The organism is Mucilaginibacter sp. CSA2-8R, from assembly GCF_038806765.1.
In the GTDB taxonomy this organism is placed as follows: domain Bacteria; phylum Bacteroidota; class Bacteroidia; order Sphingobacteriales; family Sphingobacteriaceae; genus Mucilaginibacter.
The window spans coordinates 30629-46793 of sequence record NZ_CP152389.1 but is presented as its reverse complement, the minus strand read 5'-3'; the positions used below and the strand labels follow the sequence as shown (position 1 = coordinate 46793).

Here is a 16165-nt window from a genome sequence, read left to right as displayed (position 1 = left end):
TACTGTTATGCCAGTTCAACAATTTAGTTTTTTTACCGACGGCTTGTTGCCGGGACAGCGTCAGACGAGTGATTATACCGTTGACACTAATTTAGATGATGAGCGCCTATGGATTCCGTTTGGGCCAGGCGTTGCTTTTCAGCCTTGCCAGTTTAACCTGAGCGGCGGCGGCTTTATTGTTATACTTAGGGCAGATCCGGGTGCTCAGATGCCTCCGCACTTTCACTCAACTTCGGTTATTGGCTATACCCTACGGGGCAACTGGCGCTATCTGGAGCATGATTGGACAGCTAAACCCGGCACCTTTATTTACGAACCCGCCGGAGAGGCGCACACTTTAACAGTAGATGCAACTGAGCCCGCACCGGCCATGATTTTGTTTGTAGTTACAGGCGGCTTTATTTACATTGACAAGGTTACCGACGGTAATATGTTAGCTTATGATGACGGCTTTACCATATTGGAAATTGCGCGTAAACATTACCAATCGGTAGGTTTAAACCCGGCTTTGCTGGATGCTATGATCCGGTAACCATCATAAAAGAAATAGTATCTGCGCTGTAACATCATAACACCTGACTTGTTATTGCGCGGATACTTGCCTTAGGATAAAACTTAACGTTCTTCCAGCCATTGCAGAAAGGCCGTTGACTTATCTTTTCCAACCAATAACTTCTCTTCTGTTTGTACCGTTAGTTTTACCAGTAATTTGCGGGCAAAATAATGCTCTACCTCTTTAATGGCTTTAAAGGCTATCAGATACTGCCTATTAACTTTAAAAAAGCTTTTATGGTTTAATTGGTTAGCTGTTTCGTCTAAAGACTGATTGATGCCCAATATTTCGCCATCAAAAGTAACCAGCGTAGTTTGCTCATTACGCACAAAAGCGTATGCGATGCTAAGTACAGGCACCGTAATGTATTTGCCGTTTTTAAAAACCAGGAAGCTTTGCTTTTCTGCCTTTGGCTGGTTGGCCTGCAGCAGCTGGGCAATTAGCGCAGCAGGCACCATATTGTTGCCTAAGGCGCTGCCAATTTTATCCAGCTTTGCAAAAGCTGCCTTAACCGTTTCTTCAGAAAACGGCTTTAAAATGTAATCTACGCCATTAGCTTTAAAGGCTTCAAGGGCGTATTCATCAAAAGCAGTACAAAAAATAACCGGCGATTCAACTTTCGCCTTTTCAAAGATTTCGAACGATAGTCCGTCTGCAAGTTGGATATCCATAAATATCAGATTAGGTGTAGGATTGGCTGCCAGGTACTCTACCGCCGAAGATACGCGCTGCAATGGCCCTTCTATTTGGCTACCCGGCCTGATGCCGGCGATGAGCCGGATAAGTGCCCTGCCCGTTTTTAGCTCATCTTCAATTACTAATATATTCATGGGCAGGAAGTTTTACCGTAAAGTACTGATCGTCTGCTTTTACCTCTATAGACAGGCCGGTTAAATGCAGGTACCGCTGATTGACATTTTCCAAGCCGATTTTTGTAGAGGGCTCGGGGATACTTTTAAGCTGCAAGTTATTTTGTACAATAATCCAATTATCAGATGAGGTTACTCGGATGTTTAAAGGCTGATCAACAGATACGATATTATGCTTTACGGCATTTTCGGCCAGCAGCTGTAAGGTAAATACAGGTATCGTAGCTTTTTGGTGCCCGGCAGATATATTTACCTGTAAAGACACGCCTTCTTCAAACCTTGCTTGTATCAGGTAAAAATAAGCGTTAAGCATTTTCAACTCTTCATGCACAGGCACCACATCTTTTTGCCGGTTCTCTAATGAGTACCGGTAAAATTCAGATAACTTTACAATAAAATTGGCCGAATGCTCATCGCCCACTTCTACCATAGATTTGAGCGTATTTAAGCTATTAAACAGAAAGTGAGGATTAACTTGCTGCTTTAATAGTTCGTAGCGGGCTTCTAAGTGGTCTGATTTGGTTCGTTCGAGCTCAACAGCCATTACCTGATTAATGTAGCTTTGATACAGCAGGTACAAAAACATGTAAATGGTTAAATTAATTAACACGCCCCTAAACTGGTACATCAAAATCATGGAGCCTATTAAATGGTCTTGAAACAGCAACTGATTTACAATTACCAGCAAACCCATAACCAAAAAGCCTAACAACAGACTCCAGATTAAACGCGCGCCAAAAAACCGGGTGGTAATGGCATGATTAGCGTACTTAGGCAGTGTATATAAATTATAAAACCATACATACAGCGAATACAAAAAGGCAGTAAGGCAGTCCACTAAAATCTCTGCTAAACTTACTTTGAGCTGCAGTATTTTAGGAATAGAGGCTAAAATACCCATAAATACAGCCGACAGCCAGATCACATTTTGCGAAATGACAAATACTTTTAAGTTTTCGCGCTGTATATACCTTTCAAAAATCATGGCGTAATAAATGCCTTTTGCGACAATATATATTTAACCCGGGCTGCATTGCCGGTAGTATCGGCTAACTTAACTAAATTTTTACCCAAAAGCCTCTGGTAGTTATACTCTATAGCGTCAGCCTTACCTGTTATTGTCAGCGTTTCGGCCGAGATGAGGTTGCCGGGTATACGCGCGCCAAACCAATGCGCATCATCCTGCTGGCGCCAGGTAATTAAAGTAAATGACTGGCCCAGTGCATGAACAGGGTGGCTGGCAGTGTCGGCTGCATAGGCTTCTGCATTACCATACAAAATACTTGTGGTGTGCGTACTGTTGGTAATAAACGAGGTGATTACCTTTTGGTGCAGCTCAGATAGTTTAAATGTGTGCGGTAAAGATGCCTTTGCGTTAATTAACCGATCAGGACTGGTAACAGGTTTACAACCAGCCAACACCGCCACCATACCGGTAAAAAAATGAGGTAGTAGTTTCATAACTAATTTTTGATAGGAAAGGTGAAAACTAAATCGTTAGCTGCCATGGGTTTATGGCAGTTTATACATTCGGTAGTAAACATTACATCCTTGCCATAAGGCGCAAGCCTAGGCGTTTTAAACCTTGCGAAACCCCAGCCTGCGGTAGAGCGGTACTTCTCGGTGTTTTTAATCATAAACTCTACTTGTTTAAAAGCACCCGGAGTAACATTGCCCTGTGTATCCTGTATCTTATCCCAGGCCGCTTTAGCCAGTATAGCTCCGTTTGGCCATGGGTTGATGCGATGTTCTTTTACGGCTTTAACGGCAATATTATTACCGTAAATAACCCGCATGGTACCGTTATCAAACCGGTCTGACGTGCTGATTATCTGCCAGTTTTTAAAATCGGGCAGGTAAGTAATATCATTTAAAGTTTTAGGTAACGGCTGTGGCAATGGGGTGGCATAATGCTGTTTGCTAAGCGCATTTATTTTAGCCGTATCGTTAGGTACTTCGTGCACCATGCCGGTTAAATAATTTTTGAGTACTGAGATATCCTGTTCGGATATTTTAGCCCCCTGATGTACCAATGTATAACTTTTGATGGGCATGGCGCCTTGCTCCATCTGGTTTACGGCTTCCCAAAGCTTTCCTTTCCTGTCGGCAGGCGACAATTTATCCCAGTTAGAAAAATTGAGCCCCTTTCGGCCTTCACGGATATGCTCGGCCACTTGCCAGTACACGGGTTGTACCTGGTCATACCAGCGCAAATTGGTTTGGTTAGAGTGGCAGTCATAACAAGCTCTCACCAATATAGCCTTAACATCAGCCGGTGCCTGCAAGTCTCCGGTTACCGGTGGATTCTCTACACGGGGCCTGAAAAACTGCAGACCAATCATTACCAGAACGGCAGCTACTCCTGAGCTTAAAAGAAACTTTTTCATCTTTTTAATTAAATTTCCTGGTGTAAATTACCTTAGCAACCTTTGCTTTACCAAGCAAAAAGCCGTGAACACGGCACATGAAAGGGTAAAACCGGCAAAAGACAGTTGAGCGCTATGGGTGTTGCGCATGCCGGCTTAAGAACTTGGTTCTTATTCAATGAAAGTACCTGCTTTGAATCTTATAAAAAATTAATCAGGTTGTAAGCAGCAGTAATGTTGGCGTGTATTTTACACTATACTATTCAGCGTTTAACGCATTATTTAAAGGCGCTTCAAAAGCTTTTCCCTGATTTGCCTTATGGTGCCTTCCTTATCCTCTTCCAGTTTTTTTATCAAATCTTCGTTGCCCGGCGGGTTGTATTTAGAACCCCAAATCATCAGCTCTACGATGGCGGGAATTAAATCGATCCCTTTTTTAGTAAGGCTGTAAATAAACTTATTTTTCTTTTCGGGCGATACGGCTGAGGTAATAAAGCCGTTTGCCTCCAGCAGTTTAAGTCGGTGTGCCAGAATATTAGTGGCTATTTTTTCTTTAGACGTTAAAAAATCACCGTAGGATGATTTGCTGGTAAATATCAGATCCCTTAAAATCAGTAATACCCATTTATCACCCAAATAATCTAATGAGAATGATACGGGACAATCTGATCTATGCTGAATTTCTTTCATGACATTAAAATGAAAATTAATACTTGCAATTTACAAGTAAAACATATTACATTTGTTTACTTGCAAACAACAAGCAAATTTAAAAATTAATTTTAATTATACAAAGCCATGAAAATGACAAACAAAACAGTGCTGATAACCGGAGGTGGATCGGGCATTGGTTATGCAACCGCAAAATTGTTGAGCGAAAAAGGTAACAACGTAATTATCTTGGGCCGTAACCAAGAGAAACTGGCTAAAGCTGCTAATGAACTGGGCGTAAATTATATAGTTACAGACGTAACAGATGCCGGTGCAGTAGATAACCTTGTTGCCAAACTGGAAGCGGATTACAATAATTTGAGCGTGTTAATTAATAACGCCGGTGTGGGCTTTGTTTATAAACTGGGCGAAGGCGCTAACGCAGCAGAGAAAGCACGCCAGGAGTTTGAAACTAACTACTTTGCCCCGGTTCGTTTGATAGAAGCCTTGTTACCACTACTTAAAAAACAGCCTGAAGCCGCTATTGTAAACATTACCTCTAATGTGGCTTTTCATCCGTTAGTTGTTTTGCCAACCTATTCAGACGCTAAAACTGCCCTGCACTCACACTCAGTAGCTTTGCGTTTAACCTTGTCATCAGATACTAACGTTAAAGTGTTTGAGGTAATGCCTTCGCTTATTAACACCGACGCTACCAAAGATATGGGTGGAGAGCAGAACGGATTGCCGCCGGAAGTAGCCGCACAAGATATTTATAACGGCATGAGTGATAACCGGTATGAAATATTTGTTGGTGAGGCTGAAAAGCAATATGCCGATTACTTTGCTGACCCAAAAGCAGCCATAGCTCAGTTTAACAAAGGGCTTTATTAAATCATGCCGCCGGCAATGCTGTTCGTGTATAAGAACGGCATTGCTTAAAAGCCTATCGATTAACATTTGCTTCATTAATAGCATTTAACTATTCAGTACTGTGATGACAGACAGAAGAGACTTTATCAAACAAACCGGCCTGCTATCAGCAGCAGGTATCATTAGCATAAATCAGCTGGCCATGGCTGAAAAGGCAGAGAAAACGGCATACACGCCCACGCACTCAAAATGGGCAGATGGATCGAGGCTTGTGGTTTCGGCCACGATGCTGTTTGAAGCCGGAGGGCAGCCCGATAATGCACCCAGCCCTTTTCCTCCTAACATGAAGCCAGGATATAAGGATTTACCTGCAGCTACCTGGTACGAATACGGGTATAAAGAAGGCATCCCGCGGATGCTGGACAATTGGGATAAATTAGGTATTAAGGTAACATCACATATAGTGGGATCTGCTGTACTGAAAAACCCCGCCTTGGCCAAAGAGATTGTAGACCGGGGGCATGAGGCATCGGGCCATGGTATGACCTGGAAAGATGAGTACGACATGACTTATGATGACGAGAAGAAATTCATCAAAGAAGGTTTAGACACTATTAAAAAAGTAACCGGACAAACCGCGGTTGGTTATAACGCTAACTTTTTGCGCCGCAGTGAAAATACGCTGAAAATATTACAGGAACTGGGCTGCATTTACCATATAGACGATTTGAGCCGCGACGAGCCGTTTATCATTAAAGTTAATGAAAAGGATTTTGCGGTTGTTCCATACACCATACGCAACAATGATTTGGGCATGATTGACTTATGGAACTTTTCGCCCGACCAATTTATTACACAGGTGAAGATGGATTTCGACCAGCTTTATGAAGAGTCGGCAACGCGGCGCAGGCAGCTTTCCGTAACGTTTCATGACCGTGTTAGCGGCACTCCGCAAATGGTTAAAGCAGCAACCGAACTCATCAGGTACATGCAGAAGCACCCAGGTGTGGCCTTTAAACGCAAAGACGAGATAGCCAAAATGACGCTTCAAGACCCCACCAGCATTCGTGAGTAAAATTGATTGAAACTTTCAGAAAGGCCATACACATCATTTTATGGCCTTTATCAAATTGAAGCAGTAGCAATATTTTGCTGCCACACTTAAATTAAAGTAACCGCTATGACAAAAATATTGGTAACCGGGATATCGGGGATGATTGGAAAACTTACAGTTGAGCACTTGTTAAAAAAAGAAGTTCCAGCAAGCGACATCATTGGGCTATCCCGTAAAAAAGAAGAACTTACTGATCTGACTGCCCAAGGTGTTGAAGTTCGCTTCGGTGATTATTTTGATTACGATTCATTAGTAAATGCGTTTAAAGGTGTTGATAAGGTGATGCTGACCAGTGCAGTTGCTTTTTCAGACCGGTTTACCCAGCATTATAATGTAATTACTGCCGCACGCCAGGCTGATGTTAAGCATGTGGTTTATATGTCTATTATGCGCAAAGAAGGCTCGGGCCGTATTATGCCGGAGATTACGGAATCAGACTTGTTTACCGAACAGGTACTTAAATCTTCAGGGCTTGATTATACCATTGTATATCATCCGCCTTTTACAGATGTATTGTCTATCTACTATGGTTCTAAACCTTATGAAAATGGAATTAAGGTGCCGGCAGCAGATGGCAAGATGGCACCTGCAACAAGAGATGAACTGGCGGAAGCACATGCTGCAATACTTACCACGCCGGGACACGAAAATAAAACCTATTCATTAGGGGGCAATGATGCTGTTTCGTTTGCCGGCATCGCTAAAATTCTGGCAGAAGTAGAGCGAAAGCCTGTACCTTTTTCCACCATCACACCCGGGGAATATATTGATGGGATGGTAAAAGATGGAACTCCCCTAAAGGTTGCCGAATTTTTAACCAATTGGGTAACAGCCATTGAAAGTGGTGAATTTGAACATCAATCAGGAGATTTAGAGCGGCTGCTAGGCAGAAAAACAAAAACTTTTACGGAGTACATAGAATCATCTTTGGTCTAACGCTACGCTGTGTGCGATATACGAGATAGCTTCGGTAACTCTATCTACACCGTTTTGCAGCAAATTAATTTTATCCGTTATCTAAGTCACCCCATCTATTACACATACCCGAAATGTTTAGCAATACGCAAGTATTCCGGAACATGTACTACATGCTTTTTTGCAAGCCTAACAATATCAAAAATTATTTCACTTCGTTCGTCGGGCTTTTTTAGCTGCAAATCTTTTTGTAAAGATGTAGTGAAATCGGCCGAGAGGCTGTCTAATATCTGCAAATTGTCTTTGTAAAAATTTTCTGTTAACCCTAAATCGGCAGCATCAGATATTTGCTTTAACTCTTTAAGTAAACTAATAAAAAGCTGCCGGTATGGCCCGTCCAATTGCAGGTCGGCGGCTTTTTTATTGTAATAGGCTGCACAAGATGCAAACGCAGACGTAAAAGTTAACTTCCGGAATATCTCGTTGGTAACACGTGAACTGTAATTTATTTTAATTCCGCTGTGTAAAACATCTTGTTCCATTTGTTTCCTTAAATTATCCGCTTTACTTACCTGACCATCCTGCCCATAGTAAGTCTTGAAAATGTTATTATTCTGGCTCACTTCTCCCGGTCCGGATATGTACCCTGTAATATAAATGCAACCATCATAAACATCAAGGTTGGGCAATAACGAGCGGAGGTAATTACCTGCACCCAGCGAATTGAGTATAGGGATAATCATGGTTTGCTGATGAGCCGCATTTTTTAGGATACCCATAATACTGCTTAATTGATAAGCCTTTACGCAAACAAATACTACATCAAACTTTAGATTTTCGATAGAGTTATCCGGTACAGCTTTAATGTTAGTAACACAAACCGGCTTTTCGCCATAGGTCTTGATGGTAAGCCCCTTGTTTTGGATAGCTTGCAGGTGTTCGCCGCGCGCTATAAGCGTTACGTCAATCTGGTTTTTTGCCAAATAGCCTGCTATAAGGCCGCCGGTTCCGCCAGCACCAATTACTAGATATTTCATAAATAAATTATTATTGGTTTTGTAATTTCAGATCGTATCGTTCTTCGCGAAGCGTTTTACCCCACTGCTCCATTTGCACAGACTCGGTTGGCATAAAGCCAGCTTTTTTATACATAGCAATGGCCTTTTGTTGCACATCTGTTGTTAGCAAATAAACATTATTAAACTGTTGTTCGCGGCAGTGCGTAAGTGCTGTGGTAAGCAAATGTTTGCCTACGCCTGTTCTCCTAAATATAGGATGTACCAAAAACCATCTTAGCTGCGCCTCATTTTTGGCTTTAGATAAAATTGCAATGCTTCCAATAATTTGCTGGTTATATGTAGCAAGCCAAATTTTGTCTTTTTGCGTGTTGTAATGCTCTAAAAACTCATAAAAGGTTTTGACTACATAACCTTCAAACTCTTGCGAATAGCCAGATTCGCGTGCATATAATACACCATGCAGATAAATTAAATAGCCAACATCGCCAGGTTTCAATCCTTCCCTGTAGGCTACTTGTTGTGAAAGCACCAGGTTGCTGTAATTTGCCGATAACAGGTTTTCAACTGTTATCATAGAATTTACCAGCATCCCTGTTTCATCTGGTGATAATTTTTCTAAAAATGCCTCAATCTGCTGGTCAGATCTTCCTTGCAGTTCATGGAGCAAGTTTGCCCCCTGAATGGTTAGGCTGATAAGATGAATACGTGAGTCATGTAACGATGGTGTACGTGTTATTATACCATCGTTATTAAACATTTTCACAATTTTACTTAAATAACCTTTATCCAACCCCAGCATAGAACCCAATTCCTGAGACGAGATTGGCTGATGTAATCCTATCTCAAACAAAATGCGGGCCTCGGCCAGTGAATAAGGTCCGTTTAAGATATGCTCGTTTAATAATCCGAGATGGGCGGTATAAAAACGGTTAAAACTTCTAATTTGCTCTATTGCCTTTTTCATAAAACAAATATAATAACAAGTTGACAAATGTCAACCATAAAAGTTGACTTTTGTCAACTTTGCTAAGTAAGGTATTTTCTGTAGTCGAGATTCAGATTATAAATGTCAGTAACAGCGTAATAATCTCATTTACAGCTCTCCATAACTATGTTTGATTAAAACTCTATTGCTGTACTAACTGCAAGGCATTTAATACGGGCAAACCCTTTACTGGCAAAAATTCAATTTGTATACCTTGATTGTTATCGACCTTAAGTTTGATTACTTTTTTTACTGCGGTTGCATACCCATATTGTTTGGCAATGTTAAAGTTTTTCAGGTACATCTGCCCATTTACCCGAACATCAAATACACGGTCTACCTCTTGTTCTTCCGGTTTATGGTTGTTGTCCAGATTATAGGCTAAAGCTTCTTTAGATGGTCCGCCTAAAAGCTCTGCAAAGTGCAGGATTAATTTGTAATTGCCTTTAGGTACATCAAACTTATAGGCCGTAATTCCGACCTGCTGGGTTTGATAAACCGGGTCCATATCAGTTTGCTTGATATCCTTATCACTACCGTACAAAATCCTGTTATTGGTTCCGCTGTAGGGTTTACCACCCAAAAATCCCCAGCTTCCTGCTACGTAGGCTTTGCCCGGAATCCAAAGTATTCTGGCTTTTTCATCAATAAACATTCTGTTTGCACCTAACAGAATGTTGTAAAAAATCTTGCCGGTTTGATTGCTGGGCTGGCTGGCATAATTTTTAAATAACAACGATACCGTATCAGTAAACTTTTGCTTAGCAATTCCAACCGCTTTTAAATTATTTTTACCGTTTATGAAGGGCACCTCCCATTGAATAGCCCGGTCTTGAGCCTTTTTAATACCTAACGACTTGCCGTTATAAAACAACTCGGCTGCATCTAAATTAGTAACCACCGTTACGGGTTGTGTACAAGTTGCCAACAAAGAATCATTTATACCGCCACGGTAATACCAGTTTGCAGAAGCAATTTTTATAAAAGGCTTTTTACTTAAATAGGCCTGGTAAAGATGATAAGTATCTTTAGGTTTACGGTCAATAGTTAACAGCCCCTTGTTGTTTATGTGGGGCATGGTTTCTTCACGGGTTTCAGAGTTAAAATCAGCCAGATTCCAGGCGGCGGCACCGCTAACAAATGGCCGTTTAAGAATTTCATTAAGATAAACCTGGTGAAATTTTATCGCATATTCAACACTCTTATCAAACCTAACCGGTGACTGTGAACGTATTCTGGGGTCGGCATCAGCACCGTATTCAGTAATAAGCACCGGTTGGTCAGGTAAATCCAGATGATGCTTATCCAAAAACTTTCCAAAATCTGCCGTGCTTCCGCTATACCAGCCCTGATATAAATTCCAACCTAAAACCTGTGGAATTTTAGTTAAGCCAATACGGTTATAACGGTCAAAATCACCATGGCAAGCCATCATTGTATACCGGCCCGGATCTTCTTTCCGGGTCAGCTTTTCCAGTTCTTGCGCCAACTCACGGATGTGCTGATAATATATTTCCTGCCGGGGTTTGTCCGAAGTAAATTTCGGCCTCAGCAGCACTTCGTTCATGTACCCCCAAAGGATGATACTCGGATGGTTAAAATTCTGCCGGATCATTTCTACCTGCATATGCTTACAGTTAAGGCTGAAGGCTTCAGATTCTGTTATGGCATTTACAATGGGTATTTCAACAGAAGCTAATATACCCAGCTCATCACAAGCTTTTAATACTACCGGGTCTTGCGGATAATGAGCTATACGTACAAAGTTTCCACCCATGCGCTTTATCCACTCCATATCTTTTATTTGCAGATATGCGGGCACAGCATTACCCATATCCTTGTAATCCTGATGCCGGCTGGCGCCCATAAGTTTTAAAGGTTTACCGTTTAGATAAAAACCTGTGTTAGCGTCAAACTTAAACCATCGTAAACCAACAGCATTTACAATACGGTCTAATGTTTCTCCGGTTTGCTGATCGGTAATACTGGTAAAAACCTGATAAAGATAGGGGTTGGCCGGCGACCATAATCGAGGATTGGTAAGCGTTTTTAAGTTTTGGTGCAATTCTTTTTGTTCGCCCGCAGCCAGACGTAAAGTAGTTGTATAACTGGTAACTAACTTTCCTGCTTTATCAAGCACTACCTGCTTTACGTTAAGTACTTTAGATACGTTTGAATTGTTTTCTAACAAGCTTTTTACGCTGATATGTGCAGAGGCACTGTCAACTACAGGGGTCGAAATGTATACCCCGTCTGAGCCGTCGTCTTTTAAGGTAAAATGTACAGATTCGGTAGACAGCAGGTTAACTTCGCGATAAATACCACCAAAGAAAGTAAAATCGGCTGTTAGCGGGGCTATATCCTCGTTAAAACGATTAGTTACTCTGACCAAAATTTCGTTTAAACCCTTTCCGGGTGCTTTCAAAAAGCGATCAATAGGCACAACAAAACGGGTATAACCACCGGCGTGCTTTCCGGCAAGCTTGCGGTTAATAAAAACCTCCGCTTCCTGGTTAATCCCGTTAAAAGAGAGAAACAATTTTTCATTACGCGGAAACTGATCAGCAGCGAAACTTTTTCTATACCAACCAACGCCACGGTAATATCCAGGCTGGTCATCTGTTACGTCTTTATCGTTCCAGGTATGAGGCAACGATACTTTGTGCCATGCTAAATGGCTAATTGTTGAAAGCGATGCATCTGCAGAAGAATCCTTACTAAAATACCAATCCTGATTTAGGGCAATACACTGTCTGCCCGGCGTCGCCTTTCTATTTAAAGAAAATAACAATTGCGGACATAAGCCAAAAACAAAAATGCAAATGAGCTGGCTAATAATCTTCTTGTTAAGTATCACTGTCAACATAAGTAGGATAGATTAAGGTAAGACGGTTATAAGTCAACTACCGGTTTTCTGTTAGCTAACCTGTTTTGCCGGGTTAGTGCTTCGAGGTAATAATAATCGGCGTAACTAATTGGCACATCAATTTCGCTGTTAGCGGGTTTGTGTCCGGTACTGTGCAGTAATATAAATCCTTTACTTCCGCCCGGCATAGCTTGATAATTTTTAGTGAGGCTATGTACAATTTGGTCAGCTATTTTTTTATACTGCTTCCCATTTTTACTATACGTACTTAATTCGTATAAGGCTGATGCTATCAGAGCGGCTGCCGATGCGTCACGCGGAGCATTAGGTCTGTCTGGCGCATCAAAATCCCAATAAGGCACTTTATCTTTAGGTAAATTAGGATGGTTATAGATAAACGCCGCAATGGCCTCAGCTTGCTTTAAATAAACCGGGTTTTTAGTTTCGCGATAGCACATGGTATAGCCGTAAAGCCCCCATCCCTGCCCCCTGGCCCAAGCCGACGAATCGGCAAAGCCCTGGTGAGTTTGCTTGTGTAACACAGCCCCGGTTTCAGGGTCATAATCTATCACATGGTAAGAACTGTAATCAGGCCTGAAATGATTTTTCAGGGTTGTATTGGCATGATTAACCGCTACCTTATAAAACGTGGAGTCGCCCGACAATTTGGTGGCCACAAACAACAGTTCCAGATTCATCATATTATCGATGATAACCGGATATTTCCATTCTTTGCGATTATCCCACGATTTTATAGTGCCAACCGTTGGATTAAAACGGGTAGATAATGTTTTAGCCGCTTGTATGATTACATCTTTATAATGCTGCTTTTGAGTTAAGCGGTACCCGTTGCCTACACTACAATAAATTTTAAAGCCAACATCGTGTGTGCCTTTATCAAATTGTTCGGGCTCTATTTTAGCAGTGTATTGCTCAGCAGCAGCACGCCATTTGTTGTTATGAGTGTACTCATACAGATACCACAACTCCCCCGGGAAAAAACCGCTAACCCAATCTTTTGAAGGGATGAGCACTAAATTACCTTTATCATCAAGCGTACGCGGAGATACCGGATTAGGTTTAGTACTGGTACCATGTGTTATTTCTTTCAGCATAAATTCCGTCTGCTTCTCAGCAAAGGGGAATGCTTTCCGGTAATCGCTTTGCCCGTAAACTACATTGCTTAGCAGACAAAGGGATAGGGATATAAGTTTATTCATAAATAGTTTTAAGCCAAATGGGCGATTGTTTTTATTAGTGCCTGAGCCGCAGATCTCCAAGAAATAAGTTAAATAGGTATTAGATGCTCATAGCTGCTTATTTTAATGAATGAGCCCAGCAGGTCCGGCAACTTGCTGCAAAGCAAAATTTATATATTTATCTACCGGTTTCGTGCTCTTATTGGTTTCCTTACCTGATTTAATACCAGTTGCCAGTCGTCATAATCTGCCCCTCCTACTTGCTGAATAATTTTTAGTAAAGAAGGATCAAAGTAAGCGGCCAACGATAAAACTACAATACCACTTTTAGGATCGAACAGATGGCCGGTCACATAACCTTTTTCGCCATTGGCGGCACGATCGCGGTCAAATTTCACACGGCTGTTGGTAAACTCACCATGGGTTTTCTCGCCGGTCATAAACGGCAACAAAAAACCTACTGACTTTTTTACTGAAGCAGTGTTGGTTGCTTGCACCGTATAATAATTTACACCTTTAGCCCGGTTTATTACTATAAAAGCTTTTAGTAAAGGTTCGAGCGTATAAATGTGATAATGCAGCGCATCCCGCTCGGCAAAGTCATAGCCAGATCCGTCTGCATACAGGTTTTGGTTTAATTGCTTCTCTATAAGTTTGTTAATAGTATCCCGGTATTTATCGGCGTGTATAGTGTAAACAACCTGCGTAATCACTTTAATGCGGTGAGAATTCCAGTTGTTTTTTGAAGTTGATCTGTCCGGATTGGCCGACGGGCTGCTAAGCTGAGCTAAGGCGATACTTTCCATCCAGGCATCAATATCTTTACGCTGTTCACTCGAAAGCTCGTCTCTGATTAAATCATAACCGGTAAAAAAGTCTTCCATCTTGGTTTCATCAATCGGATCGCCGGTAGCCTCATTAATTTTAGCCCACTCGCTTAAATACTGTTGCGCTTTATTCAAATAAGCTTTATCATTAAACAGGCGATAGTAAAGTGCCATTGCATAAATTTTGGGTCCGTCAAGAACGGCGTTTAAGCTGGCTGTTTTAGCCGGGTTACCCTCCAGTAATCCCTGCGACGTTACTTTTTTAATGGGGTTAGGATTCTCTTGCAGCGACTTTTCGGCTAATTTTTTAAGCGGAGCATACGTTTGCTTTACCTTAGTATCAGTTTCTAAAGCCTTTTTTAGGGCTTTAACTTCAGTTGCTGTTAAACTTACGTATTGGGCTCTTGCTCCTGCTACTGTCATTAACAGGCTAAGCATTATAAATAACTTCTTCATTTACCGGGGGGTTATCGAAATAGATGCAGTATGCCTTACTTAATTTATTTATAGTTTATCTTACTTACCATACGTAAGTAGCAACCGAACCGCTGTTTAGCATAGCTTTAATCATGCGCCCTTTATAACTGACGCTAAATTTTTGGGTGGCTGCATCATTATTAATTACAATAAGTACAATTTGGTTATCAGCTGTTTTAAATGCTACGTTAGATAAGTTTGCCAGTATATTAGACTGTATACGTACCGAGCCGGGCCGCACAAACTTGGAAGCATGTGCCACAACGTAATAAGCCGGGTTACGTATCACTTTATCATGATCAATTGTTATTCCTCCCATACAGCTCGTACATCCACCCCTATCTGTATGTGGGTTACTGGCAGGGTCGGCTGCCAGGTTCCATTCTAATACATTGCGGCTCCAATTGCGTGTAGCGCCGATGGTAAGTTTAGTAATGTGCTGTGCCAAATCTCTTTTAAAATTTCCGGGTGCACCCAGCCATTGCTCTGTAAAGTATACTGCTTTGTCAGGATGCGCTTCATGTACCTCAGATAGTGCCTCAATTTTGCCGGCATATAAATGAAAAGCTGATCCGTTAATATACTTTTTTGCCTCCGGGTCATTGAGTATTGAGATAGGATACTCCGGCTTATCGCAATTATGATCATAAATCACAATCTTGGTTTTTAGATTGGCTGCTTTAAATGCCGGACCTAAGTTTGCTTTTACAAACCTGGCCTGATCGGGCGCTAACATGAGCATGCTTGGGTTATTACCCGGGTGCAATGGTTCGTTTTGAACTGTAATGGCATCAATGTTAATCCCTTCAGCTTTCATCGCCTTTATATACTTCACTAGATAACGTGCGTACACATCGAAACAGTCCGGTTTTAAGCTGCCACCACGAGCGTCATTATTATCTTTCATCCATACCGGGGCCGACCATGGTGAACCCAGTATTTTTATTTTGGGGTTTACAGCCAATATTTCTTTCAATACCGGGATTATGTCTTTTTTGTCTTGTGCCAGGCTGAATTTAGTTAAGGCAAAATCGGTTTCTCCAACTGGCAAATCATCGTAAGAAAAAACAAACTCATTTAAATCTGATGCGCCAATACTCACTCTCAAATAACTGATACCTATGTTTTTGTCATTAATGGCAAATAACTCTTTGATTAGGGCAGCCCGACGGACTGGTGTCATTTTCATCATGAGTTGGGCACTGCCACCGGTTAACGAAAACCCAAATCCATCAATAGGCTGAAATGTCTTTGTGTCATCAATATAAATAGTCGAATCGTTATTATCAGCTTCACCGAAACTCAATGATGTCTGCTGTTTTTCAAATAATGCCGATTGGTCGGCATTAGTTAACCATACATCAGCATTTCTATTTTTTTGCCCGAATAAGGTGGCATTAGTTAGCACCAGCGAGCATATTACTAAAAGTTGTTTAGCAAATTTCATACGG

15 protein-coding genes are annotated in these 16165 nt (G+C 41.5%); 4 read left to right on the top strand and 11 right to left on the bottom strand.

Translation table 11 applies throughout. The annotated features are described in order from the left end of the window. The first annotated feature begins 7 nt into the window (after positions 1-7). Positions 8-532, top strand: a complete 525-nt coding sequence (locus AAGR14_RS00200) for a 2,4'-dihydroxyacetophenone dioxygenase family protein (protein WP_342646574.1) — start codon at positions 8-10, stop codon at positions 530-532. Between the two features lie 83 nt (positions 533-615). Here AAGR14_RS00200 and AAGR14_RS00195 read toward each other — a convergent pair whose 3' ends face one another. The 5 genes from AAGR14_RS00195 to AAGR14_RS00175 all read right to left on the bottom strand — a co-directional run bounded on the left by AAGR14_RS00195 (position 616) and on the right by AAGR14_RS00175 (position 4478). Further along, complete coding sequence (locus AAGR14_RS00195) at positions 616-1383, bottom strand: LytTR family DNA-binding domain-containing protein (protein WP_342646573.1); 768 nt, start codon at positions 1381-1383, stop codon at positions 616-618. Further along, complete coding sequence (locus AAGR14_RS00190; RefSeq protein ID WP_342646572.1) at positions 1364-2407, bottom strand: histidine kinase; 1044 nt, start codon at positions 2405-2407, stop codon at positions 1364-1366. The genes AAGR14_RS00195 and AAGR14_RS00190 overlap by 20 nt, the downstream gene beginning before the upstream one ends. After that, positions 2404-2883, bottom strand: a complete 480-nt coding sequence (locus AAGR14_RS00185; protein WP_342646571.1) for a hypothetical protein — start codon at positions 2881-2883, stop codon at positions 2404-2406. The genes AAGR14_RS00190 and AAGR14_RS00185 overlap by 4 nt, the downstream gene beginning before the upstream one ends. A 2-nt stretch (positions 2884-2885) precedes the next feature. Further along, positions 2886-3809, bottom strand: a complete 924-nt coding sequence (locus AAGR14_RS00180; protein WP_342646570.1) for a heme-binding domain-containing protein — start codon at positions 3807-3809, stop codon at positions 2886-2888. A gap of 261 nt (positions 3810-4070) precedes the next feature. Further along, on the bottom strand, positions 4071-4478 hold the full coding sequence (locus AAGR14_RS00175; RefSeq protein ID WP_342646569.1) for a helix-turn-helix domain-containing protein: 408 nt from the start codon (positions 4476-4478) through the stop codon (positions 4071-4073). Between the two features lie 108 nt (positions 4479-4586). Here AAGR14_RS00175 and AAGR14_RS00170 point away from each other — a divergent pair, with 108 nt between their 5' ends. From AAGR14_RS00170 to AAGR14_RS00160, 3 genes are all read left to right on the top strand, one after another. Beyond that, entirely contained in the window at positions 4587-5333 is a 747-nt protein-coding gene (locus tag AAGR14_RS00170) for an SDR family NAD(P)-dependent oxidoreductase (protein ID WP_342646568.1), read from the top strand. A 103-nt stretch (positions 5334-5436) separates the two neighbouring features. Next, positions 5437-6387 carry a polysaccharide deacetylase family protein gene (locus tag AAGR14_RS00165; protein ID WP_342646567.1) on the top strand — a complete coding sequence of 317 codons (951 nt, stop codon included), beginning with the start codon at positions 5437-5439 and terminating at the stop codon, positions 6385-6387. Positions 6388-6492: 105 nt separating this feature from the next. After that, positions 6493-7362, top strand: coding sequence for an SDR family oxidoreductase (locus AAGR14_RS00160; protein WP_342646566.1), 870 nt, complete (start codon positions 6493-6495; stop codon positions 7360-7362). A 98-nt stretch (positions 7363-7460) separates the two neighbouring features. On the opposite strand, the gene AAGR14_RS00155 is transcribed toward AAGR14_RS00160, so the two are convergent. From AAGR14_RS00155 to AAGR14_RS00130, 6 genes are all read right to left on the bottom strand, one after another. After that, positions 7461-8378, bottom strand: a complete 918-nt coding sequence (locus tag AAGR14_RS00155) for a 2-dehydropantoate 2-reductase (RefSeq protein WP_342646565.1) — start codon at positions 8376-8378, stop codon at positions 7461-7463. Positions 8379-8388: 10 nt separating this feature from the next. Then, the gene (locus tag AAGR14_RS00150; RefSeq protein WP_342646564.1) at positions 8389-9324 is read right to left on the bottom strand and encodes a helix-turn-helix domain-containing GNAT family N-acetyltransferase; all 936 of its coding nucleotides are present in this window, start codon (positions 9322-9324) and stop codon (positions 8389-8391) included. A 163-nt stretch (positions 9325-9487) separates the two neighbouring features. After that, entirely contained in the window at positions 9488-12211 is a 2724-nt protein-coding gene (locus AAGR14_RS00145; RefSeq protein WP_342646563.1) for a glycoside hydrolase family 2 TIM barrel-domain containing protein, read from the bottom strand. A gap of 26 nt (positions 12212-12237) precedes the next feature. Next, the gene (locus AAGR14_RS00140) at positions 12238-13431 is read right to left on the bottom strand and encodes a glycoside hydrolase family 88 protein (RefSeq protein ID WP_342646562.1); all 1194 of its coding nucleotides are present in this window, start codon (positions 13429-13431) and stop codon (positions 12238-12240) included. Between the two features lie 161 nt (positions 13432-13592). Continuing rightward, complete coding sequence (locus AAGR14_RS00135; RefSeq protein ID WP_342646561.1) at positions 13593-14693, bottom strand: alginate lyase family protein; 1101 nt, start codon at positions 14691-14693, stop codon at positions 13593-13595. A 64-nt stretch (positions 14694-14757) separates the two neighbouring features. Beyond that, positions 14758-16161: a glycoside hydrolase family 30 beta sandwich domain-containing protein gene (locus AAGR14_RS00130; RefSeq protein ID WP_342646560.1), complete on the bottom strand. Its 1404-nt coding sequence runs from the start codon at positions 16159-16161 to the stop codon at positions 14758-14760. Positions 16162-16165 lie beyond the last annotated feature (4 nt).